The 26,075-nt window shown below is 35.3% G+C and carries 18 protein-coding genes and 1 tRNA gene; 3 read left to right on the forward strand and 16 right to left on the reverse strand.

Features of this window, described 5'->3' with window-relative positions:
- Nucleotides 1–305: 305 nt before the first annotated feature.
- Nucleotides 306–878: a RidA family protein gene (locus tag Q4500_RS03535; protein ID WP_303598365.1), complete on the reverse strand. Its 573-nt coding sequence runs from the start codon at nucleotides 876–878 to the stop codon at nucleotides 306–308.
- A 239-nt stretch (nucleotides 879–1,117) separates the two neighbouring features.
- Between Q4500_RS03535 and Q4500_RS03540 the strand changes: the two genes are divergently transcribed.
- Entirely contained in the window at nucleotides 1,118–2,362 is a 1,245-nt protein-coding gene (locus Q4500_RS03540) for a sugar MFS transporter (protein WP_303598366.1), read from the forward strand.
- A gap of 75 nt (nucleotides 2,363–2,437) precedes the next feature.
- Here Q4500_RS03540 and scpA read toward each other — a convergent pair whose 3' ends face one another.
- The 10 genes from scpA to Q4500_RS03590 form a co-directional block, all read right to left on the reverse strand.
- Entirely contained in the window at nucleotides 2,438–4,600 is a 2,163-nt protein-coding gene (scpA, locus tag Q4500_RS03545) for a methylmalonyl-CoA mutase (protein WP_303598367.1), read from the reverse strand.
- Nucleotides 4,593–5,966 (reverse strand): methylmalonyl-CoA mutase subunit beta, encoded by a 1,374-nt coding sequence (locus Q4500_RS03550; RefSeq protein ID WP_303598368.1) that lies wholly within the window; start codon nucleotides 5,964–5,966, stop codon nucleotides 4,593–4,595. The genes scpA and Q4500_RS03550 overlap by 8 nt, the downstream gene beginning before the upstream one ends.
- Before the next feature lie 106 nt (nucleotides 5,967–6,072).
- A complete protein-coding gene (locus tag Q4500_RS03555; protein WP_303598369.1) occupies nucleotides 6,073–6,882 on the reverse strand; it encodes a DUF6503 family protein in 810 nt (269 codons plus the stop codon).
- 289 nt (nucleotides 6,883–7,171) lie between these two features.
- On the reverse strand, nucleotides 7,172–7,327 hold the full coding sequence (locus Q4500_RS03560) for a YqaE/Pmp3 family membrane protein (RefSeq protein WP_133671524.1): 156 nt from the start codon (nucleotides 7,325–7,327) through the stop codon (nucleotides 7,172–7,174).
- 105 nt (nucleotides 7,328–7,432) lie between these two features.
- Nucleotides 7,433–7,849, reverse strand: coding sequence for a response regulator (locus Q4500_RS03565; protein WP_303598370.1), 417 nt, complete (start codon nucleotides 7,847–7,849; stop codon nucleotides 7,433–7,435).
- 11 nt (nucleotides 7,850–7,860) lie between these two features.
- Nucleotides 7,861–10,167 carry a PAS domain S-box protein gene (locus tag Q4500_RS03570; protein WP_303598371.1) on the reverse strand — a complete coding sequence of 769 codons (2,307 nt, stop codon included), beginning with the start codon at nucleotides 10,165–10,167 and terminating at the stop codon, nucleotides 7,861–7,863.
- 312 nt (nucleotides 10,168–10,479) lie between these two features.
- A complete protein-coding gene (locus Q4500_RS03575; RefSeq protein WP_303598372.1) occupies nucleotides 10,480–11,604 on the reverse strand; it encodes a glycerate kinase in 1,125 nt (374 codons plus the stop codon).
- A gap of 10 nt (nucleotides 11,605–11,614) precedes the next feature.
- Nucleotides 11,615–13,219, reverse strand: coding sequence for a sodium:solute symporter (locus Q4500_RS03580; protein ID WP_303598373.1), 1,605 nt, complete (start codon nucleotides 13,217–13,219; stop codon nucleotides 11,615–11,617).
- Between the two features lie 121 nt (nucleotides 13,220–13,340).
- On the reverse strand, nucleotides 13,341–14,654 hold the full coding sequence (locus tag Q4500_RS03585; RefSeq protein WP_303598374.1) for an amylo-alpha-1,6-glucosidase: 1,314 nt from the start codon (nucleotides 14,652–14,654) through the stop codon (nucleotides 13,341–13,343).
- A gap of 178 nt (nucleotides 14,655–14,832) precedes the next feature.
- Nucleotides 14,833–17,508 (reverse strand): TonB-dependent siderophore receptor, encoded by a 2,676-nt coding sequence (locus Q4500_RS03590; protein ID WP_303598375.1) that lies wholly within the window; start codon nucleotides 17,506–17,508, stop codon nucleotides 14,833–14,835.
- A 195-nt stretch (nucleotides 17,509–17,703) separates the two neighbouring features.
- Here Q4500_RS03590 and Q4500_RS03595 point away from each other — a divergent pair, with 195 nt between their 5' ends.
- Nucleotides 17,704–18,729: a LacI family DNA-binding transcriptional regulator gene (locus Q4500_RS03595; RefSeq protein WP_303598376.1), complete on the forward strand. Its 1,026-nt coding sequence runs from the start codon at nucleotides 17,704–17,706 to the stop codon at nucleotides 18,727–18,729.
- 33 nt (nucleotides 18,730–18,762) lie between these two features.
- Here the strand turns inward: Q4500_RS03595 and Q4500_RS03600 are convergent, their stop codons facing one another.
- The 3 genes from Q4500_RS03600 to Q4500_RS03610 all read right to left on the reverse strand — a co-directional run bounded on the left by Q4500_RS03600 (nucleotide 18,763) and on the right by Q4500_RS03610 (nucleotide 22,467).
- Nucleotides 18,763–20,304 (reverse strand): acyl-CoA carboxylase subunit beta, encoded by a 1,542-nt coding sequence (locus Q4500_RS03600; RefSeq protein ID WP_303598377.1) that lies wholly within the window; start codon nucleotides 20,302–20,304, stop codon nucleotides 18,763–18,765.
- Nucleotides 20,305–20,331: 27 nt separating this feature from the next.
- Nucleotides 20,332–21,804, reverse strand: coding sequence for an acetyl-CoA carboxylase biotin carboxylase subunit (gene accC, locus Q4500_RS03605; RefSeq protein WP_303598378.1), 1,473 nt, complete (start codon nucleotides 21,802–21,804; stop codon nucleotides 20,332–20,334).
- Nucleotides 21,805–21,987: 183 nt separating this feature from the next.
- Entirely contained in the window at nucleotides 21,988–22,467 is a 480-nt protein-coding gene (locus Q4500_RS03610) for a biotin/lipoyl-containing protein (protein ID WP_303598379.1), read from the reverse strand.
- A gap of 227 nt (nucleotides 22,468–22,694) precedes the next feature.
- On the opposite strand from Q4500_RS03610, the gene Q4500_RS03615 reads away from it, so the two are divergent.
- Entirely contained in the window at nucleotides 22,695–24,200 is a 1,506-nt protein-coding gene (locus tag Q4500_RS03615) for an aminotransferase class V-fold PLP-dependent enzyme (protein ID WP_303598380.1), read from the forward strand.
- Nucleotides 24,201–24,541: 341 nt separating this feature from the next.
- Here the strand turns inward: Q4500_RS03615 and Q4500_RS03620 are convergent.
- Nucleotides 24,542–24,615, reverse strand: a tRNA-Asn gene (locus Q4500_RS03620).
- 80 nt (nucleotides 24,616–24,695) lie between these two features.
- Nucleotides 24,696–26,048 (reverse strand): RIP metalloprotease RseP, encoded by a 1,353-nt coding sequence (gene rseP, locus Q4500_RS03625; protein ID WP_303598381.1) that lies wholly within the window; start codon nucleotides 26,046–26,048, stop codon nucleotides 24,696–24,698.
- Nucleotides 26,049–26,075: the final 27 nt, after the last annotated feature.

Below are 26,075 nucleotides of genomic sequence, written 5' to 3' on the forward strand. Positions count from 1 at the left end.
TTCGGATTTTTCGCAATTTGTTTAATAGTTGCCTTTTTAGTGGTATTCCTTTTTAGCGAAAACAAAAATTAGGTCAGCAAGATCAACTGTATATAAAAGCATTGATCATCACTATAGGGCAAAAAAAAGCCGATTGCATAAATCGGCTTTACCAAACTAACTCAAAATATGAACGTATCCTTTTTTAAGGGCGTTACAAAATTATAGCTCTTGCTTCTTTTCAAAGTGAGTTATACGTAAACAATCTGTTACTAAATTGATTTGCTATTAAAAAACATTTACTACTAGAATCAATTATAATTCAATTACTCATACACCTCAACAACCATCTCTACCTCAACAGCCATATTTCCAGGTAAAGACCCCATGCCTACTGCAGCACGTGCATGTTTTCCTTTTTCTCCAAAAACTGCAACCATTAAATCTGAATATCCGTTAATAACTTTAGAGTGATCCTTAAAATCTGGTGAGGCATTGACCATGCCATGTACGCTTACAATCCTTTTTACTTTGTTAAGATTGCCAAGTTCTGCTTTCAAAACCGACAACTGATTAATACCTACCTCTCGAGCAGCTTGATAACCTTGATCAATAGTTAAGCTATCGCCTAGCTTCCCACTAATATTTTCACCATTAGCCTGTTTTGGACCTTTACCCGCTAAAAATAAAAGATTGCCTGTTCTTGCCGCATGTACATAATTTGCAACTGGTGTACCTTGATCGCGTAATACAATCCCTAAACTATCTAAAACAGCTTCTGGGTTATAATTAGTGTCCGCATGAGCACTTGTAGTTTCATTTTCTGTCTTAGCTGGCTTATTTACATCGCCACAACTCAGTACAACAGTGGCTAAAAGCATTAAAACGCAATATTTCATAGTTTTTAAATTATAGGTGGATATTTAAGACTACAAGGTACCTAATAGTTCATTATCAACACAATACCTCTAAAACCGAAATATATCACATTGCATAAAAAACATCAAAAATTGTATAAACATTATTTTTTGTGCTTTCTGTCGCACTTTAGGTATCATTTTACTAAAAAAGCACTGTTATTATTTCATTTTTATTAGTTTAGCAAATTATGCAAAACAACAACTAAATCAATTTAAATATGGACAGTTCTAACTCAACTTCTAAAGTAAATGCGAATAGGCTCTTTTATGCCAGCTGTTTCGCATTAATTACCACGGCATTCTCTTTTGCCATAGCGGCAGGTATATTAGACCAATTAAAAACAGAATTAGAATTAAGCGCTAGTCAAGCGGGACTTATAACCTCTATGTGGTTTTTAGGTTTCCCAATTGCCATGGTAATCGGTGGCTTGATTTATCATAAAGTAGGTGGTAAAGTAATTATGCAATTTGCATTTTTTGCGCATGCCGTTGGTATTTTACTATTGATTTTTTCTGGAAGTTATATGGGACTTTTAGTAGCTAACTTATTAATAGGACTTGGTAACGGCTGTACCGAAGCTGCTTGTAACCCAATGATTGCAGATGCTTATAAAGGCAATAGAATGAGTACGATGCTTAACAGGTTTCACATGTGGTTTCCTGGCGGTATTGCCGTAGGTAGCTTGTTATCTGGTTTTATGACAGATATGGGTATCATTGGTCAGAGCCAAGTATGGTTGCTATTAATACCGGCTGTTATTTATGCGTTTTTATTTTATGGTCAAACTTGGCCAAAAGCTAAAATTGAAGAAGCTGCAACAATTAGCGGAAACTTAAAAGGTATGTTTACTCCCCTATTCTTATTTATAGGAATATGTATGGCACTTACTGCAATTTCTGAATTTGGACCAAACCAATGGGTAGGTCTTATTCTTTCTAAAAGTGGTGCTGAACCAACTTTAATTTTAGCATTGACTGCAGGGTTAATGGCTGTAGCACGTTTCTTTGGAGGCAGCATGGTAGCAAAATTCAACCAAACCGGAGTTCTTTTAGGTTCTGCTGTTTTAGCAACTTTAGGAATCTATTTATTTAGCACACAAACAGGAGCTATGGCTTATGTTGCTGCTGTAATATTTGCATTGGGTGTCGCTTACTTCTGGCCTAACATGATTGGTTTAGCTGCAACAAAAACACCGAAAACGGGTGCCTTAGGTATGTCTATCATTGGCGCAATAGGTATGTTCTCATCTTCTATCTTTCAACCGATTATTGGTGGTTGGATCGATGCTGACAGAGCAACGGCTGAAGCACAAGGATTTACAGGTGATGAATTAGAATTAGTTTCTGGTCAAGAAACCTTAGGTACTATGGTTTTGTTTCCTGCTATCTTAATAGTTCTATTTACCATTTTATATTTCTGGCTAAAGAATAAAGAAAGTAATATAGAAGTTGCCGCAGCGTAACCACTATAATTGACATAAAAAAAATGCCGAGCAATTGAATTGCTCGGCATTTTTTATTTGATTTAATATCAGTGTTTACTCTAAAAGTAATTCTAACAATTGTATGGCTGCATCACTAATTTTAGTACCTGGACCAAATACTGCTGTAGCACCAGCTTCCTTTAGAAAATCATAATCTTGTTTCGGTATTACTCCCCCAACAATGACCATAATATCTTCGCGACCGTAGCTTTTAAGTTCTTTAACTACTTCTGGTACTAATGTTTTATGTCCGCCAGCAAGCGATGATATTCCTAAAATATGCACATCATTTTCTACTGCCTGTTTAGCTGTTTCTTTCGGAGTTTGAAAAAGCGGACCAATATCTACATCAAATCCTAGATCGGCATAGCCTGTAGCCACAACTTTTGCACCGCGATCATGACCATCCTGCCCCATTTTGGCGACCATAATACGTGGTCTACGACCATCTTTTTCTGCAAACTGATCAGCTAGCTCCTGTGCTCTCTTAAAACTTGAATCATCTTTTATTTCTCTTGAATACACACCTGTAAATGAATTTATAATTGCCTTATGTCTACCAAATGCCTCTTCCAAAGCACTACTTATTTCACCTAAAGTGGCTCTTTCTCTTGCGGCACCTACTGCTAAAGCTAATAAATTTTCTTGCGAATCGCCATCTTCAAGTTTAGTTTTAGCCTCTATAGTAAGTGCCTTCAACTTTTCATGAACTACAGCTGTATTTCTACTTTTCTTTATTTCATCTAATCGCTGTAATTGCTGTCTACGAACTTCTTTATTATCAACTTCCAAAATTTGAAGCTCATCTTCTTCGGTCAATTGATATTTATTGACGCCTACAATTACATCTTGCTGACTATCTATACGTGCCTGTTTTCTAGCGGCAGCTTCTTCAATTCTAGTTTTAGGAATACCGGTTTCAATCGCCTTGGTCATACCACCAAGACTCTCAACCTCTTCCATTAGTTCCCAAGCCTTATGCACCAACTCATCCGTAAGTTTCTCTACATAATAACTACCTGCCCATGGGTCTACGGTCTTGGTTATATTCGTTTCTTGTTGAAGATATATCTGAGTTTCTCTAGCAATACGCGCAGAGAAATCTGTAGGCAACGCTATTGCCTCATCTAAAGCATTTGTATGTAGGCTTTGCGTACCGCCAAAAACGGCTGCAGAGGCTTCTATAGTCGTTCTTGCTACATTGTTAAATGGATCTTGCTCTGTAAGGCTCCAACCACTAGTTTGGCAATGCGTTCTTAGCATCAACGATTTTTCGTTCTTCGGATTGAATTCTTTCACCACTTTTGCCCAAAGCATTCTTGCTGCCCGCATTTTAGCAATCTCCATAAAGTGATTCATGCCTATTCCCCAGAAAAAGGAAAGTCTCGGTGCAAAATCATCAATCTGTAATCCCGCTTTTATTCCTGTTCTAATATATTCTAATCCGTCAGAAAGTGTATACGCCAACTCTAAATGAGCCGGGGCTCCAGCTTCGTGCATATGGTACCCAGAAATACTAATACTATTAAATTTAGGCATGTGTTTACTGGTATACTCAAATATATCTGCCACTAATTGCATAGACGGTTTTGGCGGGTAGATATAAGTGTTACGCACCATAAATTCCTTAAGAATGTCATTCTGTATGGTACCCGCTAGCTTATCTAACGAAACACCTTGCTCTTCGGCTGCCACAATATAAAATGCCATAATTGGCAATACCGCACCGTTCATGGTCATAGAAACAGACATTTCGTTTAGAGGAATACCATCGAAGAGTACTTTCATATCTTCAACACTATCTATGGCAACCCCTGCTTTACCAACATCGCCCACTACTCTTTCATGATCACTATCGTAACCTCTGTGGGTAGGTAAATCAAAGGCGACCGATAATCCCTTCTGACCTGCATTTAAATTCTTTCTATAAAACTCATTACTTTCTTTAGCTGTTGAAAATCCTGCATATTGTCTAATAGTCCACGGGCGTAATACATACATGGTTGAATATGGTCCACGTAAAAATGGCGGTATACCTGCAGCAAAATTTAAATGCTCGATATCAGCTATATCCTCTTTAGCATATTTGTTTTTTAATGAAATTGTTTCGGCCGTAGTAAATGTTGATTCTTCTGTTTCTGAAATACTATTCTTATGAACATTACCAGATAATACCGAATCATTCAATTGAATATGTTGCAAATCTTTTCTACTCATGAGATAAACGGTTTTGCTCTAGTTCTTCTGCCAATCGTTTTTCGATAATCGGAGTAATCAATGTTTTTCGAGGATTCTTTTTTACGAAAGGGTATAGTTCTATTTCTTGCGCCATTTTATCATTCTCATTCTGAAATGCATTAGAACCTACCAAAACTGTTTTCTTTGTATTGAATTTCTCTTGTTGTTTTTGAGCACTATCAGCAATTCTATTCTGAATCGTATGATTTTTTAGTTGTTTTAAGAATCCGCCATCCTTTTCAATTGCCTTGAACAAAATCAACGCTTTCTCAGCTAATTGTGTGCTTATTGTTTCAATATAGTAACTACCTTCTGCCGGGTTTTCTACTTTATCAAAATAGCTTTCTTCTTTTAATAGAATAAGCTGATTAAAAGCTATACGTTCTGCAAAATCATTATCCTTTTTATATTCTGAATTATAATTTAAATTAAAAACCGAATTTGACCCACCTAGTACGGCAGACATACATTCAGTAGTAGTTCTAAGCAAGTTTACATTATAATCGTAAATGGTTTTATTTCGTCTAGAAGGTTGCGTGGTAATGTGACATGAAATAGAAATATCATATGCTTGGGCAAGAACGCTCCAAAGATTACGCAACGCTTTTATCTTAGCAATTTCAAAGAAATAATTACCACCTACCGCTACCTTAAAATCAATACTTTTAAGATTAGCAAGTTTTCCGCTCTCTTGTAAAATATTTAAATATTCATTGGCATGAGATAAGGCATTTGCCAATTGTTGCACCATATCTGCACCAGCATTTTGATAGAGAGAAACATCTACACTCAATAAGTTGTCAATATTAAGTGCTGCTAAATCATTAACAAGATTAATATCTGAAGGCATAGATTCATACCAGTTCCCTGATTTTGCCAAGTGACCGATTGGATCAATTTGAAAATGTATTTTATTAGATTCAGTAACCCTACTAAGAATTTTAGTTATATAATCTTGAGACAAAAATTGCATATCAAAATATACATTGACCGCATTTAAATCAATATTGTTCAAAATAACCGAACCATCTACTTCATCAGTCGGAATAACAAACCGAATAGCTTCAGCTCCTTTGTCTATATATTTTAGCGCCTTTTCATTAGCCATTATAGCATTACCAGCGTAGATAACCTGACCAATATTCCAAGAAGTAATAAGAGAAGAAGTAACTGTTATGTGCTCTAAATCTTCGGCATGGTAAAAAGGTTTTACCTTAATACCTTCAGGAGAATTCCATACCACTTCTTCGTTATAATCTTTCCCCTTTAAATCATATTGAATTTTCAGTTTCCATTCTTTTTCAGAAACGGGATCGAAATTTTCAAATAAGGTCTTACCCTTCATACAAGACGGAGTTTAATTAAAAAACAAGTTCGTTTAATGTGCATTGAAAATGTATCAAACACAGTCTTTCAAAGATACGATAAGTAAATTGTGTTCTAAAAAGTTCCTATTCTAATACTGCACTGGAATTAAGGGTACGAACATCTTCTGTTTCTATTCTAGACAACTCTTTCAACTCTTCTTTTTCGAAAAGGGCTGGAAGTTCTTTTAACGGAGTACCTACGGGAGCTGTCCAATTAATGTAATCTTGAAAACGAATACCGTCTACAGTCCTCGGGTTATAAGCACTTCTAAAACGTACACCACCATCATTAGTGCTATAGCTGTACGCTAGATAATTAATGTAGTTCGATTTTCTATTTACCCAATACATAAAAATATCATCGTGGTCTTTACCACCACCTTCTTTACCAAAAGTGACCCTTATAACATCATAATCTTCACCCTTAATAACAGTTTCACCAACATTTTCTTTATGTACTGCCTTATCGTTTAGTTTATGTGGTAATGTAGCAAAATAGATAACCGAATTTAAAGCATTACTATGTATTGAAATATCCTTTTCAGAGAGGTCGACTATTTTGTCATTAATTGTTCTACTAAATGAACCGTTTTTAAAATTATCTTCAATTTTATTGCCTAGACTATCCTTAAAATTAACACGATAATTAGATCCGTCAGCATTATTAAACATGTATACTTTATCTCTAAAAACAAATTCATAATTAGCACTATCATATAAGCTTCCGCCGTGTGCTTTGATAGCATTTTGTACTATTGCCTCTGCGCTTTCCTTATCTAACTCTTGCGTAGATTTTTCACTCTGCCCTTCGCTATTGCCACGTTTATCAACATCTTTACAACCAACAACCGATAAAAAAATAATTCCGAAAACAATACTTAAAAACTTATTCATATTACAAAGGATAAAATTAAAAATGGATGATAAATATCTATTGAACACTTATTGATTTGAAAAAATAATAGTCGAACGAGATAGTAATACCTAACGCACCAAAGTTATTATATAAAAAAATGGCCAAGTAGGTAGATTATCATAATTAATGTTAATAAGAAACTGATTTTCAAATATAGAAGATTAGCTATAAAAAGAAACCGCACTAACCATCATCTTGTGTTAATGGTTAGTGCGGTTTACTTGTCTTTGCCCATATAATAATGATTAAGACTATATGTGATAATTGTTATTCTTGATTTACAACAAAAGCATGAATTACACCTGGCAACCAAGCTAACATAGTTAGTAATATACTAATTAACAAAGTTGTACCAATACCGTGTTTAAGAAAAACAGCTAATGGTGGTAATAAAATATTTAAAATTATTGTGAGTAAAGACATTTTTTTAATTTTTAGGTTCACCCAAAAATATTAGAGTTAAGCCGTTTAGCTTAACTCCATTCAATAGTATAATGACCTAAAAACAATAACACACCTCTTTATAATCTAATCTTTTCGTTCTTCTAATAGGCCTTCAATAATAGTTTTTAATCTATTTAAACCAATTGGTTTTACAATATAATCTGAAATAGCACTTATTTTCTTTGCTCTTTCAATATCTACAGGATCCAAAGAAGATGACACCATGTATATAGTAATCTTTTTACCTACCCTAGGTCTGATTTTTACGTATTCTTCCATGAACTGAAATCCGTCCATTACTGGCATGTCTATATCCAAGAAAATAACATCTGGAAAAACAGAATCTTGATCAAGATTATCAAGCATAAAATCAATAGCCTCTTCACCATCTGAAAACACCATAATTTCCATAGGCAGTTTCGTCGATTCTAGTGTTTTTACCATTGTAAAACGGTAAATGGAATCATCATCAACAATACATGTTTTTAAAACATTATTCATAGTAAGCTTAATTAAAATATTATTGTAAAAGTTGTACCAACATTGACTTCACTTGTTGCGGTAATTGTACCACCCATAGCTTCAACTTGAGTTTTTGTCAAAAATAAACCAACACCTTTTGCATCTGGGTGTCTGTGAAAAACCTTGTTTAGTCCAAATAATTTGTGACCGTGTCTTTCAAGGTCAATACCCAAGCCATTGTCTTTAAATGTAATGATATTTCTACCATTCTTAACCTTAGATTTTACTATTATTTCAGGCGCCCTGTCTTTTGCCTTATATTTTATGGCATTCCCTATTATATTCAGGAAAATGCTATCCATATATATTCTATTATAGGTAATAGTTGAAAGTTCTCTAAAATCTCCTTTTATAACAGCACCTGAAGTTAGAATTGAACCGCTTAATGTTTGGGTCGTATCTTCAAAAATATCATTTAAATCTACGCTTTCCAATTCTTCTTGAGCATCACTGATTTTAGTTTTTAATGCCTCTATCAACGAATTCAATGTTAATGTCAGTCGATTAATTACCGTATCGAACTTTTGAAAAATATCTAAACGTTCTCTTTCATCTTCGGTTAATTTATAAATCTCCATTAATGAGTTTAAATTGGCTACGGGAGCCCTTAGATTATGAGAAGTTATATGGGTGAAATCTGCCAATTGTTTATTTTGGTAAGAAAGTTTTTGCGCAACTATTTCTAATTCTTCTTTGGCTTCTATAATTTTCTGTTCGGCTTTTTTCGATTCCGTTACATCTTGACAAGTACCTATCATTTCTAATAATTCGCCCTTCTCGTTGCAGAACACTTTGGCCAAAATTTCGATTGTCTTTATATTTCCAGAGAAAGTTCTTACCCTATGCCTTAATTTTTGGAAGACTTTTGTTTCATTGGCATTTTCAAAATGTTTTAAGACCATTCCTCTATCCTCATCGAGGATCATATCAAAATATAATTTAAACGTTATTTTAATAGGCTCTATATGATAATCAAAAATAGAGTACAGATTATCTGACCATGAACCAATATCGTTATTGGGATCCCATTTCCAATGCCCAATTAAACTAATACGCTCTGCAAGATTCAACAGATCGTTCTTCTTTCTTAATTCATTCTTGACATCTTTTATTTTTGATATATCAGTCACTACAGAGATAAATCCGTCATTTACACCTAGACTACTATTAATTGCCGTAATTGAAGTGAGGGTCGAAAACGTAGAACCATCCTTTCGACGAAACGTCCATTGTCTGGTGTCGTTAATATTTTCATTACGATAATTATAATTTTCATCTTCTACAAAAGTATCCCCTCTAAATAACTTAGTAATATTATTTTTAAATTCATCTAGTTCTTCTTTCATTAAATATAATTCAGGTTTCTTTAACCCTATTATTTCATCAGCTGTATACCCTAATAACTTTTCGGCACCTTTGTTAAAACGATTAATTATACCATTTACATCAGTTGTAATTACTGCTATTGCATCTGAGTTGAAAATAGCTTCTAATTCTGCATGTGCAACAGTTAATTTCTGCTCAGAAATCATCGATGAAGTTATATCTTGCGTTATTCCAAAAATCTTTGTGGATACACCATTAGTTCTTTCGACTTTTCCAATAACTTTTATCCATCTATTGTTGCCCTTAGCTGTTTTAAGATTAAGATTTAAATTAACGGGAGTACCTATTTCTTGAGCTTCTTTAAGTGCCTCTCCGATTCTATTTCGACTTTCTTCATCTTCAAAGAAATCGAATCCAGAAGCGATTGTCGGCTCATAATCTAGAGGAACCTCATGAATTTCATACACCATATTACTCCAGGTTACTTTTTCTTGTACAAAATCTATTTCCCAAGTACCAATTCGTGCAATTTCACTGGTGTCACTTAATATAGTATTAAACTTTCTTTCCTTTAACTCTTTCTCTTTCTGCTCTGTAATATCACCAGTATGCATCATGAGTCCGCCAATTTCTCCTTCAGCATTATACCAGGGGCGAACATCCCAGTAAATCCATTGAGTTGTACCATCTGCTCTATAAAAAGGTGCTTCTTCACAAATGTTTATAGCACCTTTCAAACATTCTTGATGGTCCTTTTTCCAATCACCACCAATCTCAGGAAAAACATCATAGTGACAACGACCGATTACATCTTGCTCATCTAATTTATAATCTTTTAACCAACGTTGAGATACGGCTAAGTAAACCATATCCTTATCCAACATAGCTATCGCTGTTGGAGTTTGTTCAATAAATATTTGATGATGGTTTTCTTGGAGCGCCGTATTGGATTGGTACTTATTCAATTTCATTATTTTAACAGGAATTTAAGCTAAAAATAATAATAAAATACTGATATATAATGAAATATGAATATAACGAACCTTAAAAAGCTATAAATTTTTAATGGATAGGTTTTAAAATAAGGCAAAAAAAGTAATGTATTTTTATTTACGCAAGATGGCTCTTTAGATTTTGAATTTTTCAGCTCCGATTTAGAAGGAGCTTATGAGGTTATCTTAAACGGTTTCAACAACTACGGGAAGCCATGATATGTTACAAGGAAAATTACGATGAACAGTGTTTACATAAATTACTAAGATGAGTTTAAGTTATGTTAATCTTCACTTCAATAAATTAGCAAAATTATAAGAAGCATTTACAAGATTTTCCCTGCTATTTGCCATCGCCTCGCTTAAAGTAGAAATGCCTCTTACTATTGAAGAAACATAGGCTAATCCGAATTTTTTCTGTTGTGCTACGCTTATACTTACCGAGCCGCACAAGGCTGCAACAGGTATGTTTTTAGAAGATGCCGAAGTAACTACACCGTCTATTGTCTTACCGGAAAGAGTTTGTTCATCTAGCTGACCTTCGCCGGTTATAATCCAGTCCGCATCTTTAATGGCGTTATCAAAATCTGCTAGTTCTTTTACTAAGTTATTCCCTGATGTTAATTCGCCATTTAGAAAAACAAGGGCTCCACCACCAACTCCGCCAGCTGCCCCTGCACCGCTTACTTTTTGTAAATCGATTTTATAGCGATTTTTAATAATCTCGGCTAGGTTGCACAAACCTTGATTTAGATATATAATCTCATTTTCAGAAGCTCCCTTCTGTGCTCCATATATATAGGCCGCACCCTGTAACCCATAAAAAGGATTGGTTACATCGCAAGCAATTTTTACTTTTACCTCATCAAGTCTATTATGCCTATTAGAATCATCTATTGTTTTCACCTTTGAAAGGTTTTTACCGATAGGACTTAATTCTTGATCATTATCATCTAAAAAACGATAGCCTAAAGCATTTGTCATGCCCATACCACCATCGTTTGTAGCACTACCACCGATACCCAAAATAATTTCTATAGCACCTTTCTCTAATGCATCATAAATTAATTCCCCAGTACCAGATGTGGTGGTTTCCATACAATTAAACTCATCAACATTCAGCAGTTTTAATCCTGATGCTTCTGCCATCTCTATGTAGGCTATTTTGGTTTCATCAGAATATAAATAAGAAGCATTAATAGGTCTAAAAAGCGGGTCGTTTACAGTTACAGTAACCGTTTCTCCTTTTATATAATGCTTAGCGACTTCCATAGTACCATCACCACCATCAGCCAAAGGTCTTTTTATAATTTCGGCATCTTTGAAAACCATTTTAATACCTTCTTCTACCGCATCACAAAATTCGAATCCGGTTAAGGAGCCTTTAAACTTGTCTGGAGCTATTACAAATTTCATTGCCATAATTCTAGTTCAAAATATTAGGTAATGAAATACTGAACAGTACAATTATTACAAAATATCCTAATAATATTGCCACCTCTTTTTTACCCGAATAATAAGTTACCTCTAGCCCTTCGTTCACTTTTCTTTTTACGGTATAACTAACTGCAAGAGCAACTAATATTGTCACCAAACAACCTAAGGCATTCCACCAGAACCAAAATATTTGTGGCACGTATAACCATAAATAAATATTGAACAACACCCCTACTACGATACCGATATTAGCACCAAGTGCATGTGTTTTCTTAGTAAGAATTGCCAAAATAAAAGCTGCTAAAATAGGGCCGTAAAACACAGAACTTATCTTATTAATTACTTCTATAACCGTACCTTCTATATTACCAGCAAAAAATGCAAAGAACAGGCATACCAGACCCCAAAATATGGACAACAATTTTGAATAGGTCATGTATTTTTTATCGGGCATATTAGGATTAAATCTTTTTACAAAATCTTCCATTGTTACAGCCGATAATGAATTAACCGTTGAACTCAACGTAGACATTGCTGCCGACATAATAGCCACGATCAATATACCGATAACACCATTAGGTAAATATTTAATAATAAATACAGGCACCATTAAATCTGCCTTTTTACCGGCTAGAGAGCCAATATTGGCTTGATACACCGTTTCCATCTGTTCTTGAAAAGTTACATCTTGCATTAATAATGTACCCAGTACAAGCCCCATAATACAATAGGTCAATGTAAAGGGAAAACGAAGGAGTCCGTTTGCCATCATCAATTTTTTCAGGTTAGACATGCTACTAGATGATAACAATCGCTGCGACTGAGTCTGATCTGTACCGTAATAAGAGGCATAAAGAAAAAATCCGCCGATTACCATGGGCCAAAACCCGAATTCATCATTTCCATCAGCATTATTAAATCCCCATTTACTAAAATCTACAGCAGTAATTCTATCGGTATCAACATGGGTAAGAAAATTATCTACTCCGCCAAGCTCACTAAATCCGAAATAAAGACAAATGATAATACCTATAAACAGGATACTCATTTGAATAACATCTCCCCAAATCACCGCTTTCATTCCGCCTTGAAAAGAATAAACCATGGTTATGAGACCAATAATTAAAATAGAAATCCAAAACTCTAATCCGATAGTAGCTTGTAAAATTAACGCCATGGTATACACCATAACACCTGTAGCTACCGATCTACTAATTTGAAAAACAAAGCTTATCAATAATCGAGAAGAAGCGTCGAATCGTGTTTCTAAATATTCATAAACACTAACTATACCTGATTTATATAACGTTGGTAACACTGCAATTAATAAAAATGCCATAGCCAAGGGCACACCTAACTCATAGGTAAGCCATTGCATACCACCACCTTCTTTTAGACCTACAAATGCAGGTGCGGAAATAAAGCTTATAGCAGATAATTGGGTTGCCATTGCTGATAAACTTAAAGGCAACCATGATGTTTTACGACCACCTAAAAAGTAATCACCACCCGTGTTATTATCCTTGAACATAAAGCCCAATCCTAAAAAACCCACTAGGTAAACGACAATAATAATGTAATCTACATAATTCATATCCTAGTTTTTATTTTTTTTAATCAAAAGCCCTACTCCTAAAATACCCATTATATAAAATCCGATTAAAAAATAGTCAATGTAATTCATTTTTAAACCTTTAAATTTTTTATAAAAATCACTATGGTGTATTCACCATATCAATAAACAAAGCTGCACTCCATGAAAAATTATTGCCGCCATAACCAGGCGTGTTTTCTTCACCAGTATCTTTTCTACAATCAAAATATTCGTAGAAGCCATATTTCTCTATAAGCTCAATACTATCGTGCTTCATGCGTGCTGCAACATCTGCAAATCCATAATTTTTAAGTCCTAGAAAAAGCATCCAGTTCATATTGATCCAAACAGGACCTCTCCAGTATTTTTTAGGATTAAATCGATCATTTGTAGGATCAAAAGAAGCACAAAGGTATTTATCGTCTCCTCCAAACTTATCCATCATAGTTTTTACTAAAACCTTCGCTCTTTCTGGAGAAGGGATGTTTGCAAACAATGGAGAAAAAGATGAAGATGTTATATGCCTAATAGGTTTTTCATTTCTTAAATCGTAATGCACATAAGCACCTAATTCAGCATCAAATAATTTATTATTAAAGCTTTCAATGCTTTTCGATTGCCATTTTAAAATGGTCTTAATTTTATCTTCATTTCCACCAATCATAATATACATATCAACTAATGCCTGATTAGATTTAATTAACATGGCATTGAACAAAGGATCTTGAACCAAAAAGGGTGAAAGCTCCGCTATTTTAGCATCATCATAATTGTTTGCCTTGGCAATATCTATGATATGTAAATAGTGATCGTATTCTCTTTTAGTCGGGCGCTGAGATGCATCTACATGTGTAGTATCTTTTCGAACAAAAGTATATTCTGGCGGATTCATCGTTTTCCAGATATCATCCCAAACAGGAGAATTATCTGTACCAGATTCCCAGTTGTGATAGATATACACCAAACCTTCATCTTGTGGATCTCTATTTGAATAGAAGTAAGCGTGATTTTCATAGACCTTATCAATTTCTTCTTTGATAAAGTTTAGCATATCTTCTTTATCGTCTGCAATACGATACATTTCTTGCAGTACAAAACCCGTTACCGGTGGCTGCGTCATGCCCGTAGATCTATACTTTTTTGAAGATAATGGGTGTAATTCAGATTGATGAAAATCTGCCCCAGGAAAATAAGAATCGTTCTCTGTATGAAAAACGATATGCGGTATAAAACCATTACCCCACTGTGCATCAAGTAAAGTTCTCATTTCAGTTTTTGCTTTTTCAACATCGTAATGAGCAAAACCTATAGCAATAAATCCAGAATCCCACTTCCATTGAAAAGGATATAAACCTGCACTAGGTATAGTAAAACCACCTTCTTGAAAATTTGCATCTAATACTGCAATTGCTTTTTTATATAATTCTTCCTTCATATTATCTAGTAAATAACCTTGGGACAAGCCCGCAAGGCATTGAATTGAAAACATAATTAATATTTCGACGCAAGCGTCTGAACATTTAAATCTCGATTATCGAGTAAAAAAACACATTGGCAATTCTCCAACCACCAATGTGCTTATCAAATAAACTTAAACTAACAACAAATACTTTTTAGAAATTAAAGGTCGCCGTAACGAACAATCTTCTAGGTAAAATTGGTCTGCCAACAAAAAACTGAGATTCTGTTTGACCAGCTGAACCTGCTCTAGGGTTACCTTCTGTAATACCATCACTATCGAATAGGTTAAAAACTGACACCCCTAAACGAACCGACTGGTTGTTATCTTCTTTTGAAAATGTATAACCTGCACCTAGTCTACCGATTGTTATGGCATCTAATTCTATATTATTGGTGTCATCTGTAAACTTTGCACCAGTATAGTTGAATCCGAAGTTTGCATCAAAAGCAGCGTTATCATAGTACAACCCTAAGCCACCCAATAAGTTTGGCTGTCTTGCCAATTCGTTACCTACATTAGCTTCTGTAGAAGTACCATTTACTAAATCGAAATCGGTATTCTTTGTAATCTCATGGTCTTGATATGTTACATTACCACGAAGATTTAAGTATTGTGCAATAGAATAATCTCCGGTAGCTTCAATACCTATTGTTCTTGTATTTTGTTCTGCTCTTGTTTCATCTATTAATTGACCACCTACAATTGCTTGGCGAATAGATACACGATCTTTAAGACCTACATAATACCCTGCAACAGATCCTGAGAATTTCTCATTTCCGAATTTGGCACCAGCTTCAAATTGAATAATATTTTCAGCATCATAAGGACTTTCAGAAATACCAGGTACCGGAGCAAAACCTCTTAATTGCGGAAAGAAATATCCTTTAGAGAAGTTAGCATATAGGTTGGTTGTTTCAGTTAACTCATACAAACCAGCTAAAGACAATGCCCAAGCACTTGCATTTACTTCTGTTCTTAAGAAAGAACCATCTGCAGTTTGTACATCGCTAAGTTCTGTAGTAATATCTGGAGTAGAATAAACGGTTTCGCTCATAATGCCACCACGACTGTTGATACCATCTGTATGTTCCCATCTGAAACCAACATCAAAGCGCCATCTGTCTAAAATCATCTCATCTGTAACATATAATGCCACTCTATTTTGAGAAAGAAAGTTATTAGCTGTCTGACCAATACGGTTATAAAGTCCGCCTTGCGAATACACTACATTATCGCCACCAGCATCGGTATAGTTTAAGTTTACCAATTGAGGGTTATTGTTGAATTCTGTCAATACTCTATATTGATAGTTAACGTCTTCAGCCTCTGTACGAGCTATATAAGAACCAACAGTAATGTTATGGTTACCACCATTTGCTGTTTCAATAGATTTTGTCAAATTAATTTCACCAGAGTAATCTGTCATTGGGCGTAAACGATCTACATGTAAATTGTCGATTACTAAATCATTACCATTAATTTGAGAACCTGACCCACTTTGGTAAGCAGCAGTATACCCTAAGTTACCAGGAGCAATACCTTCTACATAATTATCTAAAGTGATAGGATTTCCGTTAGTACCGTTACCACCAACATAAAGTGCGAAATTGTGTTTGTAGTTGGCATATTTAATCTTAGAAGTCAATTTAAGATCATCTTCAAATCTGTAATTGAAATCTCCCATAATGTAACCACCTGTAGTTGCAACACCATCAGCAATTGGACTATTATATGTTCCACCAGGAGTGTTAAATGAAGTATTAGCTAAGTCACCAGATAATAACTGTTCAACTGGGTTACCATCATTACCGTTTATACGCTCTCTGCTACCACCACTTAATGGAATAGGAAGGTAAAATTGTGCCTTATCGTCAATAAACTGTCCGCTTAAAGTAAAAGAACCGTTATCGAATTTCTTTTTGATGTTACCTCTAAATTGAACACCTTTTGTTGGTAAACCTACATCAATAGGACCTCTATCATGACGTACAAAACCTGTAAAGGCATAGTAGGTATTAGAATCTTCACCACCTAGTTGACCACCAGAATAAAAATCGGTTTTAATTCTACCTTGGTTGGCAACTTCAATATTAATAATGTTACCAGGGTTTGTATCACCTGTTTTACTTGTGTAGTTGATAATACCGGCAACAGAACCTGCACCGTATAATACAGCTGCACCACCACGAACAAATTCAACACCTTTAAAACCTATATCTGGTCTTGCATAGACATCATGCGCAGAAGAGTTTAGTCCGAAAGAACTAATCAAAGGCATACCGTCATACTGTAAAGGATTAAAAACATACTGACCACCAGAAGGCAAACCTCTAACGAATATGTTACTAGCCGTTTCACCACCACCACCTTCAGCGGTAATACCTGGTACACTTCTAAGAATATCTGCCTGACTGTTAGCGGATAGCTTAGTTATTTCTTTCATCTTTACAGAGCTAATAGATAAAGGAGCCTGCTTTTGAGAACGAAATGTACTTGAAGCCGTTAGTACAACTTCATCAAGTTGCTGACCACCTTCTTGCAGCACTACATTGACAGTTTGTGCCGTACCGTTTAAGTCTAATGATTTATCAACTGATGTAAACCCTATATATGATACACGTAAAATCTGAGTACCAGTTAGGTCTGTTGAAAAAGTAAAATTACCATCAAAATCTGATGTTGTACCCGATGTACTACCTGTAATTAAAATGTTAGCACCGGGAATTGGCTCTCCTGAACTGTCTGTTACGGTTCCTGAAATATCGGTCTGTGCAAAGGAGCCTGCACTGAATAGAAGTCCGATTACCGCAAAAATAATTTTCTTCATAATGTTTGAGTTTTTTTTAAGTTGAGTCGATTCAAATTATCAAATCGTTGATTATGAGACCAAATTATATGAATATCGCATTCTGTTAACCAAAAATTAACGAAATTTCTATGCAAACGTTTGCACAAACGTTTGCAATTTATTTTGTAGTATTGTAAATAGAACAAAATGATCATAATTCACTGATTTTCAATTATGAGTAAAAAGAGAAATACCACATTAAAAGAGTTATCAAAAGAATTGAGTCTATCAATTTCCACAGTTTCCAGGGCACTTAATGATCACCCAGATATTAGCCAAAGCACTAAAGAGAGGGTTAGAAAGCTGGCAAAGCAAATGAATTATGTCCCCAATTTATTTGCGAGAGGATTTCGCTCGCGTGAAACTCATATACTTGGTGTAATTGTACCCAACATATCTCATTTGTTTACCTCAACTATTTTAAAGGGAATTCTAGAGGAAGCTGAACTACGCGGATATCGTGTGATTATATCAGAATCAAACAATAACGAGGTTAAGCAAGTAGAAATGTTAAATACCATGACGCAATTTGGGGTAGACGGTGTGTTAATGTCTTTGGCAAGAAAGACAACCAACGTTGAAGAAATATTAAAAATATTAAATCGCATTCCTATCGTGCTGTTCGATAAGGTCTCTAGTAAAATACCCTGTACACAAATTGTTATCAATGAAGAGGAAGCTGCATTTAATGCCGTTGAGCATTTAATTGAATTGGGCAAACAGCGTATTGCTATTATAAAGGAAACAGAGAATTCTTATAATTCTGAAAAAAGGTATGCCGGTTATTTAAGAGCTTTAAACCAATATGGTATACCAGTGCGTGATAAGCTTATTTTAAGTACAGAAGATATTTCATTAGGAAACGGAAGACGATTGACCAACATTCTTTTAAGCATGAAGAAACGCCCAGATGCTATTTTCGCTATTACAGATAATGCAGCCATCGGCGCAATAAAGGCACTACACAAATTCAAGGTAAAAATACCTGAAGAGATAGCTGTAGTAGGTTTTAGTAATTCTATTAACTCCACCATCGTGAGTCCCGCATTAACAACAGTCGATCAACCAGGTGACAAAATAGGTAGAACGGCAGTTCGTTTTTTAATTCAAGAACTTGAAAACCCTACCAATGATGTAATGACAAAAACCGTTGAGATCAAAACCAGCCTTATTGTTAGGGATTCTTCTCTAATGGTATAAAGTTAAAGGACCTTTTTTTAAAAAAGTAGAACATTATAACGGAATATTACCATGCTTTTTCTTTGGTAAAGTAGCTACTTTATTCTCGAGCATTGTATATGCTTTTATCAATTTTCTTCTGGTATCTTTTGGTAGAATTACTTCATCTATAAACCCTCTTTGTGCCGCACTATATGGATTTGCAAATAATTCTGCATACTCAGCCTCTTTTTCAGCCAATTTCGCCACAGGATCATCAGAAGCACTTATTTCTTTCTTAAAAATAATTTCACTAGCTCCTTTTGCTCCCATTACTGCAATTTCTGCACCTGGCCAAGCATAATTTAAATCGGCTCCTATATGTTTAGAGTTCATAACATCATACGCACCACCGTATGCTTTTCGCGTAATAACGGTTACTTTAGGTACCGTTGCTTCACTTAGGGCATACAGTAATTTAGCCCCGTTGGTTATGATACCGTTCCATTCTTGATCAGTACCCGGTAAAAATCCTGGTACATCTACCAAAACTAAAAGCGGAATATTGAAACAATCGCAAAAACGAGTAAAACGCGCTGCCTTTTTTGAACTATCAACATCTAATACTCCAGCCAAACTAATTGGCTGATTGGCAACAATACCAATACTTTTACCACCTAATCTTGCAAACCCAACAACAATATTATCGGCATAGGCCTCATGAATTTCGAAAAAGGTATCTTGATCAATAATTCCGTTGATTACATGACGCATATCGTAAGGCTTATTTGCATTTTCAGGAACAATATCTTCTAATACATCACGAACCTCATTACCTAACTCAAATCGCAAGTCTGCCGGCTTATCCTCACAGTTTTGAGGCATATAGCTAATCATTTGCTTTATTTGATTAATACATTGAATATCATTTGCAGCGGTTAAGTGTGTTACTCCAGATTTAGTAGCATGGGTTAACGCACCACCCAACTCTTCTGAAGTTACCTCTTCATTTGTTACCGTTTTTACGACATTAGGCCCTGTAACAAACATATAACTAGAATTCTCTACCATTAAGGTAAAATCAGTCATGGCAGGTGAGTAAACTGCACCACCGGCACATGGACCCATTATGGCAGAAATCTGCGGAATCACTCCAGATGCCATTACGTTCTTATGAAAAATATCGGCATAGCCACCTAATGAACGAACCCCTTCTTGAATTCTGGCCCCTCCACTATCATTTAAACCAATCATGGGCACACCTATTTTCATAGCCATATCCATAATCTTACAGATTTTTTCGGCATGGGTTTCAGATAACGCACCACCAAAAACTGTGAAATCTTGTGCAAAAACGCAAACTTGTCTTCCATTGATAGTACCGTAACCTGTTACCACTCCGTCACCATAGAAAACTTGTTTTTCCATGCCAAAATCTTTGGTACGATGTGTAACCAAAGCTCCCATTTCTTCAAATGAGCCCTCATCTAACAAAAAATGAACACGTTCACGAGCAGTTAACTTTCCTTTAGCGTGCTGCTTATCAATACGTTCTTGACCGCCACCCAAATTAGCCAATGCAAGTTTCTCTGCTAGTATCTGTTTATTATCTTTCATTCTAATTTTTCAAATCAATTTGCAATTCTAAGCTCTACTTTTCTTCCAATTCGAAGAAACCTGAGCCGGAATTTTTACTATTTTATCATTTTTTAAATACAGCTTCAAAGCTGCCAAAGCTGCTATTCTTCTTTCTTCAGCATATTGCTTTTCTAAAAGCTCTGGAGAATAGTAGTTTTTGACAAAATGTGTATCGAAATTCCCAGATGTAAAAGCTTCATGCTCACATACGAATTTACCAAAAGACAAGGTTGTTGCAACACCTTCAACTTTATAGTCATTAATTGCCTTTATCATTAATTGAATAGCCTCTTCCCTATCCTTTCCATAGGTAATCAACTTAGAAATCATGGGGTCATAATAAATAGGAACCTCCATACCTTCTTCAAAACCATCATCAACTCGAATACCTTCCCCTACCGGAGTTTTATAGGTAGATAACGTACCGATACTCGGCATGAAATTAGCTAACGGGTCTTCTGCATACACACGAACCTCAAGCGCATGACCTGTTATTTTCAAATCATCTTGGGTAAAAGCCAACTTTTCGCCCCTGGCTACTTTTATTTGTTGCTCTACTAAATCGATACCAGATATCAACTCAGAAACCGGATGCTCTACTTGCAATCTCGTATTCATTTCTAAGAAATAAAAGTTCTTTTTTTCGTCAAGCAAGAACTCCACCGTACCCGCACCAACATAATCACAAGCTTTTGCTACTTTGATTGCAGCTTCACCCATCGCTTTTCTAATTTCCGGAGTAAGAACTGCTGACGGAGCTTCTTCAACTACTTTTTGATGTCTTCTTTGAACACTACATTCACGTTCAAATAAATGAACCATATTACCATGCGTATCGGCTAGTATTTGAATTTCTATATGCCTAGGCGAGCCCACATACTTTTCTATAAAAACAGAACCATCACCAAATGCAGATTGCGCTTCGCTGATAGCTCGTTGCATTTGTTCTGGTAAATCTTTCAAGTTTTCAACAACACGCATTCCCTTACCACCACCACCTGCAGAAGCTTTTATTAAAATCGGGAATCCTATTTGCTTAGCTACCCTTTCAGCTAATGCGACATCGGTTATAGCCTCTTCAATACCTGGCACCATAGGAATATCATAATCACGAACCGCTTCTTTGGCAGCTAGTTTATTTCCCATTACTTTAATAGCGTCTGGCTTAGGACCAATAAAAATGATGCCATTATCCTCCACCATTTGGGCGAACACTGCATTTTCACTTAAAAATCCGTAACCTGGGTGAATACCCTCTGCACCGGTAACCTTTGCTGCATTTATAACTTTTTCCATTACCAGATAAGATTCCGATGATGGTGCAGGTCCTAATAAAACTGCTTCATCGGCAAACTTAACGTGTGGCGAATGACGGTCAACTTCTGAATAAACAGCAACAGTTTTTATACCCATTTTCTGGGCAGTTTTCATTATTCGTAAAGCTATTTCACCGCGGTTGGCTATTAAAATTTTTTTCATTTAAAACTTAATTTACTCGATAATCGAGATTTAATCCCTCATTGAGGGTTTAATTTTCTAAGGCATGCTCGCCCGTACCATTGGGCGGACCTCAATATTATAAGATTTTTCTCTTAAGCGTGTATCAAAGGTCTCATCCTAGCTAATTTACTCTTTCTCCAATCACAATTACCCTGTTATTTTCTATTCCATTTCAATAATCACTTGTCCTTTTTCTACAGTGTCGTCTTTCTTAATCTCAATAGATTTAATAACTCCCTCACCTTGGGCAAGAATAATATTTTCCATTTTCATTGCCGACAAAACCAATAAGGGAGTACCTTCTACAATCTCTTGACCTACCTTAACCATTACATCAACAATTAACCCGGGCATTGGAGCTTTTACCTCATTCAATTTCTGAGTCGTTACTGCTAACAATCCCATTTTTTTGACCTGTTGATCGTATTCATCTTCTAGTTTAACTTCGTAAATATTTCCGTTGATGGACAATGTCATCGTCTTGTTCAAAAAATCTGAATGAACAATCTCCACCTCAAAAGCAGTATTATTATCTAAAACATGAAGGTTTTTTGCATTCACTTTAATGCTATCTAAAGTATCGATATCGCTACTATTGTAGTGTAGCTCTTCTTCGTTTACGGTAATTAAATAGTTTGGCATATTTTATATTATAAAACAACTTATAGTGTGTACCAAAGATATTGAAAAAGTTTGGCGATGATTTTTACCTTTTAAAAATGTCTATCTCATTATTGATTTATATTATTATACAATTCGAAACCAGCATATTTATACTCTTAAGAAAGACAAAAAAATGCTGACTTAACTAATGTAATTGTACTACCCTTAGTATCTTTCGCCTCAGTTTTCATTTAAATACTTTTATTATGACTTCAGCCAACTCAGAAAAAGGTGCAAAGCAATCTTCTCTTGAACTCCATTTCGCCAAATTTAAATCTCATGTAGTAGGTGAAAATGCAGTATTTGAGACGGTTTATGGTACTCAAAATCTGCTTTATGCGGACTGGATCGCTAGTGGTAGATTATATGGTCCCATTGAAGACACTATGAGAAACAAAATTGGTCCGATGATTGCCAATACGCATTCATTCTCAAGCGAAACAGGAAAAGCCTCTACCTATGCTTACAGACATGCAAGAGAAATAATTAAAAAGCATGTAAATGCAAATGAAAACGATGTATTGGTGACCGCTGGTACAGGTATGACGGGAGTACTTTCTAGACTTCAGCGTATTATGGGACTAAGGTGGCCAGACGCTATCAAAAACAACATAAAGTTACCAGAGCATGAACGCCCTGTTGTTTTTATTTCTCACATGGAACACCATTCTAACCAAGTCCCTTGGATGGAAACTATTGCAGATGTAGTGATTGTACCTTGCGATGAAAATAACCTTATTTGTCCTGAAAAATTAAGAACTGAGGTTGAAAAATTCGCAGATAGACCTCAAAAAATAGGAGCATTTACAGCCTGTTCTAATGTTACCGGAATAATTTCTAGATACCATGAACTTGCAAAAGTAATGCACCAAAATAAAGGAATTTGTATCATGGACTTTGCTGCTTCTGCGCCATACGTAGAAATAGATATGCACCCTAAAGACCCAGAAGCAAACTTAGATGCCGTTCTATTTTCACCACATAAATTTTTAGGAGGTCCGGGTACTTGTGGCGTTTTAGTTTTTAATAAAAACCTTTATAATACCGATTGCCCTGATGTACCCGGTGGCGGAAATGTAAAATGGACCGATCCATGGGGCGCATACAGCTACCATACAGACATAGAAACTAAAGAAGATGGTGGAACTCCAGGTTTTCTTCAAGTAATGCGTACAGCGCTTGTTATACGTCTTAAAGAAAAAATGGGAACTACCAACATTGAAAAACGCGAAGAAGAATTATTAGCGCAATGCTTTACGGCTTTTAATAAAATTGACGGCTTGTTTATCTTAGGAGAAAATGACGCAAAACGTATAGGTGTTATTTCCTTCGGAATAAAAGGGGCGCATTACAACTTAGTAGTTCGTTTACTAAATGACAGATTTGGCGTTCAAGTTAGAGGAGGCTGGTCATGCGCAAGTACCTATTGCCATTATTTATTTAGCATGGATACGAACTCGTCTACTACTATGACCAAAGATATTGAGAATAGTAATTTAACAAATAAACCAGGTTGGGTTCGCTTATCGCTACACCCGATCACTTCTAATAAAGACCTAGTATATATCTGTGACGCAATAAATCAAGTTGCCCAAAACTTTAAAGAATGGGGTGAAGATTACGTCTACAACCCAAAAAGCAATGAATTTGATTTTAAAAATAGCGGTGACCAGAAGATTATTGAAGAAGTAAAAGATTGGTTTACCATGTAATTAAAGTAAAACACTATTTATGATACAATAAAGAAGGCTACTTAAAATTAAGTAGCCTTCTTTATTGTATGCAATTTCTTCTATTTAAAAATTTTAGACCTAGATGATTACCTTTTTTTTAATAATCAAGAGAAACTATTGTTTTAAATTCTGATTTAAATATTAGGGCACTCGCAAATTTAAGTGGTATGCCGAATAGTGCACCGAATTTCTAATAATTACTTTGAAAGAGATCCTTGTATTGAAAAGTAGTATTTCTGCCTAAACAACGCGAAGCCGCATCAGTATTGACTAAAAACAAAAAATCCAACCTAAATAAATAGATTGGATTTCGATTTTTGCTCCCCCTCTTGGGCTCGAACCAAGGACCCTCTGATTAACAGTCAGATGCTCTAACCAACTGAGCTAAGGAGGAAAATAACCCGTTTTAGTTTCCTAAAGCGGGTGCAAATATAGTAGTTTTTTGAAACTCGCCAAACAAAGAATTAAGTTTTTTTATTTAAATATCAATTTATAGATATCATTACCGTTCGCGAACAGTAAAAGTGCTATTAAAATAAAGAAGCCTGTTACTTGTGCGTACTCTAAAAACTTATCGCTTGGCTTTCTACCTGTAATCATTTCGTAAAGCAAAAACATTACATGTCCGCCATCTAAAGCTGGTATCGGCAGAATATTCATAAACGCCAGAATAATTGATATAAAAGCAGTTGTTGCCCAAAATGCTGGCCAGTTCCAAGTATCTGGAAACATACCACCAATAGCTGCAAAACCACCAACCTCTTTATAAGCACCAGTATCAGGATTAAAAATTTTCTTCATCCCCTTAATGTAATCCGTAAGGGTCTTAACACCTTTGTTCCATCCCGCTGGGATAGATTCTAGAAAAGTATAATTAAGTGTTTCAATTTTGAAATAGCCCTTTTCTTCATATTCCTCTCTTGAATTAAATCCCGCATAAATACCAAATTTACCTTCGTCAGAAACTTTTGCATTCAATGATACTTTATTACCTTCCCTCATAACTTCTACAGGAACGTTTTTACCTTTGTTAGCCGCCAATACAGGAATCACCTGATCTTGAAACTCTACTGGTGTGCCGGCAATTTTTACTACAGCATCACCTTCTTGAAATCCGCTATCTTTATTTGGAGAATCTTCTGAAATGCTTCTAACTACAAACGGATTTCGGTATGAAATAAACCTCGCATTCTCCCTGTTATCAGAAATAGTTTCTATAAAATCTACGGGAATATCCTTTTCAATTTTATTACCATCACGTTCTAAAGTGATTTTCTCACCATAAACCACTTCTGGCATTATACTATATAAAGATTCAATTTCTTTACCATCAACGGCAAGAACCTTATCACCTGTTTGTATTCCAAGAGCATCGCCCAATGTAGTATCAGTAATCCAAACTCCGTCTTTTAAACTATCATTTGCTATATAGGTTTCACCATAAGCATATGCCAGACCAATGAAAATAACTACAGCTAAAATGAAATTAACTGTAACACCACCTAACATTATAATTAAACGTTGCCAAGCCGGCTTGCTTCTAAACTCCCACTCCTTCGGTTCTTCAGCCATGGCTTCTTTGTCCATGCTTTCATCAATCATTCCAGATATTTTTACATATCCGCCCAAAGGCAACCAACCAATTCCGTATTCGGTTTCACCTATTTTCTTTTTGAAAAGCGAAAACTTAACATCAAAGAATAAGTAGAATTTCTCTACTCTTGTTTTAAAATATTTTGCTGGTATAAAATGCCCTAACTCGTGTAATACTATAAGTATAGAAAGGCTTAAAAAAAATTGTATTGTCTTTATTATAATAGGGCTCATTCTTTTTTCCTGAAAATTAAAATCGCA

This window comes from Maribacter sp. 1_MG-2023 (genome assembly GCF_030547005.1).
In the GTDB taxonomy this organism is placed as follows: domain Bacteria; phylum Bacteroidota; class Bacteroidia; order Flavobacteriales; family Flavobacteriaceae; genus Maribacter.

Bases quoted from the DNA above. Each gene is read 5' to 3' on its own strand.
- Q4500_RS03560 (WP_133671524.1), bottom strand. From the start codon at position 7,327: ATGTCTTTACTCACAATAATTTTAAATATTTTATTACCACCATTAGCT.
- Q4500_RS03565 (WP_303598370.1), bottom strand. From the start codon at position 7,849: ATGAATAATGTTTTAAAAACATGTATTGTTGATGATGATTCCATTTAC.
- Q4500_RS03540 (WP_303598366.1), top strand. From the start codon at position 1,118: ATGGACAGTTCTAACTCAACTTCTAAAGTAAATGCGAATAGGCTCTTT.
- Q4500_RS03590 (WP_303598375.1), bottom strand. From the start codon at position 17,508: ATGAAGAAAATTATTTTTGCGGTAATCGGACTTCTATTCAGTGCAGGC.
- Q4500_RS03550 (WP_303598368.1), bottom strand. From the start codon at position 5,966: ATGAAGGGTAAGACCTTATTTGAAAATTTCGATCCCGTTTCTGAAAAA.
- Q4500_RS03555 (WP_303598369.1), bottom strand. From the start codon at position 6,882: ATGAATAAGTTTTTAAGTATTGTTTTCGGAATTATTTTTTTATCGGTT.
- rseP (WP_303598381.1), bottom strand. From the start codon at position 26,048: ATGAGCCCTATTATAATAAAGACAATACAATTTTTTTTAAGCCTTTCT.
- Q4500_RS03570 (WP_303598371.1), bottom strand. From the start codon at position 10,167: ATGAAATTGAATAAGTACCAATCCAATACGGCGCTCCAAGAAAACCAT.
- Q4500_RS03585 (WP_303598374.1), bottom strand. From the start codon at position 14,654: ATGAAGGAAGAATTATATAAAAAAGCAATTGCAGTATTAGATGCAAAT.
- Q4500_RS03595 (WP_303598376.1), top strand. From the start codon at position 17,704: ATGAGTAAAAAGAGAAATACCACATTAAAAGAGTTATCAAAAGAATTG.
- Q4500_RS03600 (WP_303598377.1), bottom strand. From the start codon at position 20,304: ATGAAAGATAATAAACAGATACTAGCAGAGAAACTTGCATTGGCTAAT.
- Q4500_RS03615 (WP_303598380.1), top strand. From the start codon at position 22,695: ATGACTTCAGCCAACTCAGAAAAAGGTGCAAAGCAATCTTCTCTTGAA.
- accC (WP_303598378.1), bottom strand. From the start codon at position 21,804: ATGAAAAAAATTTTAATAGCCAACCGCGGTGAAATAGCTTTACGAATA.
- Q4500_RS03535 (WP_303598365.1), bottom strand. From the start codon at position 878: ATGAAATATTGCGTTTTAATGCTTTTAGCCACTGTTGTACTGAGTTGT.
- Q4500_RS03575 (WP_303598372.1), bottom strand. From the start codon at position 11,604: ATGAAATTTGTAATAGCTCCAGACAAGTTTAAAGGCTCCTTAACCGGA.
- scpA (WP_303598367.1), bottom strand. From the start codon at position 4,600: ATGAGTAGAAAAGATTTGCAACATATTCAATTGAATGATTCGGTATTA.
- Q4500_RS03610 (WP_303598379.1), bottom strand. From the start codon at position 22,467: ATGCCAAACTATTTAATTACCGTAAACGAAGAAGAGCTACACTACAAT.
- Q4500_RS03580 (WP_303598373.1), bottom strand. From the start codon at position 13,219: ATGAATTATGTAGATTACATTATTATTGTCGTTTACCTAGTGGGTTTT.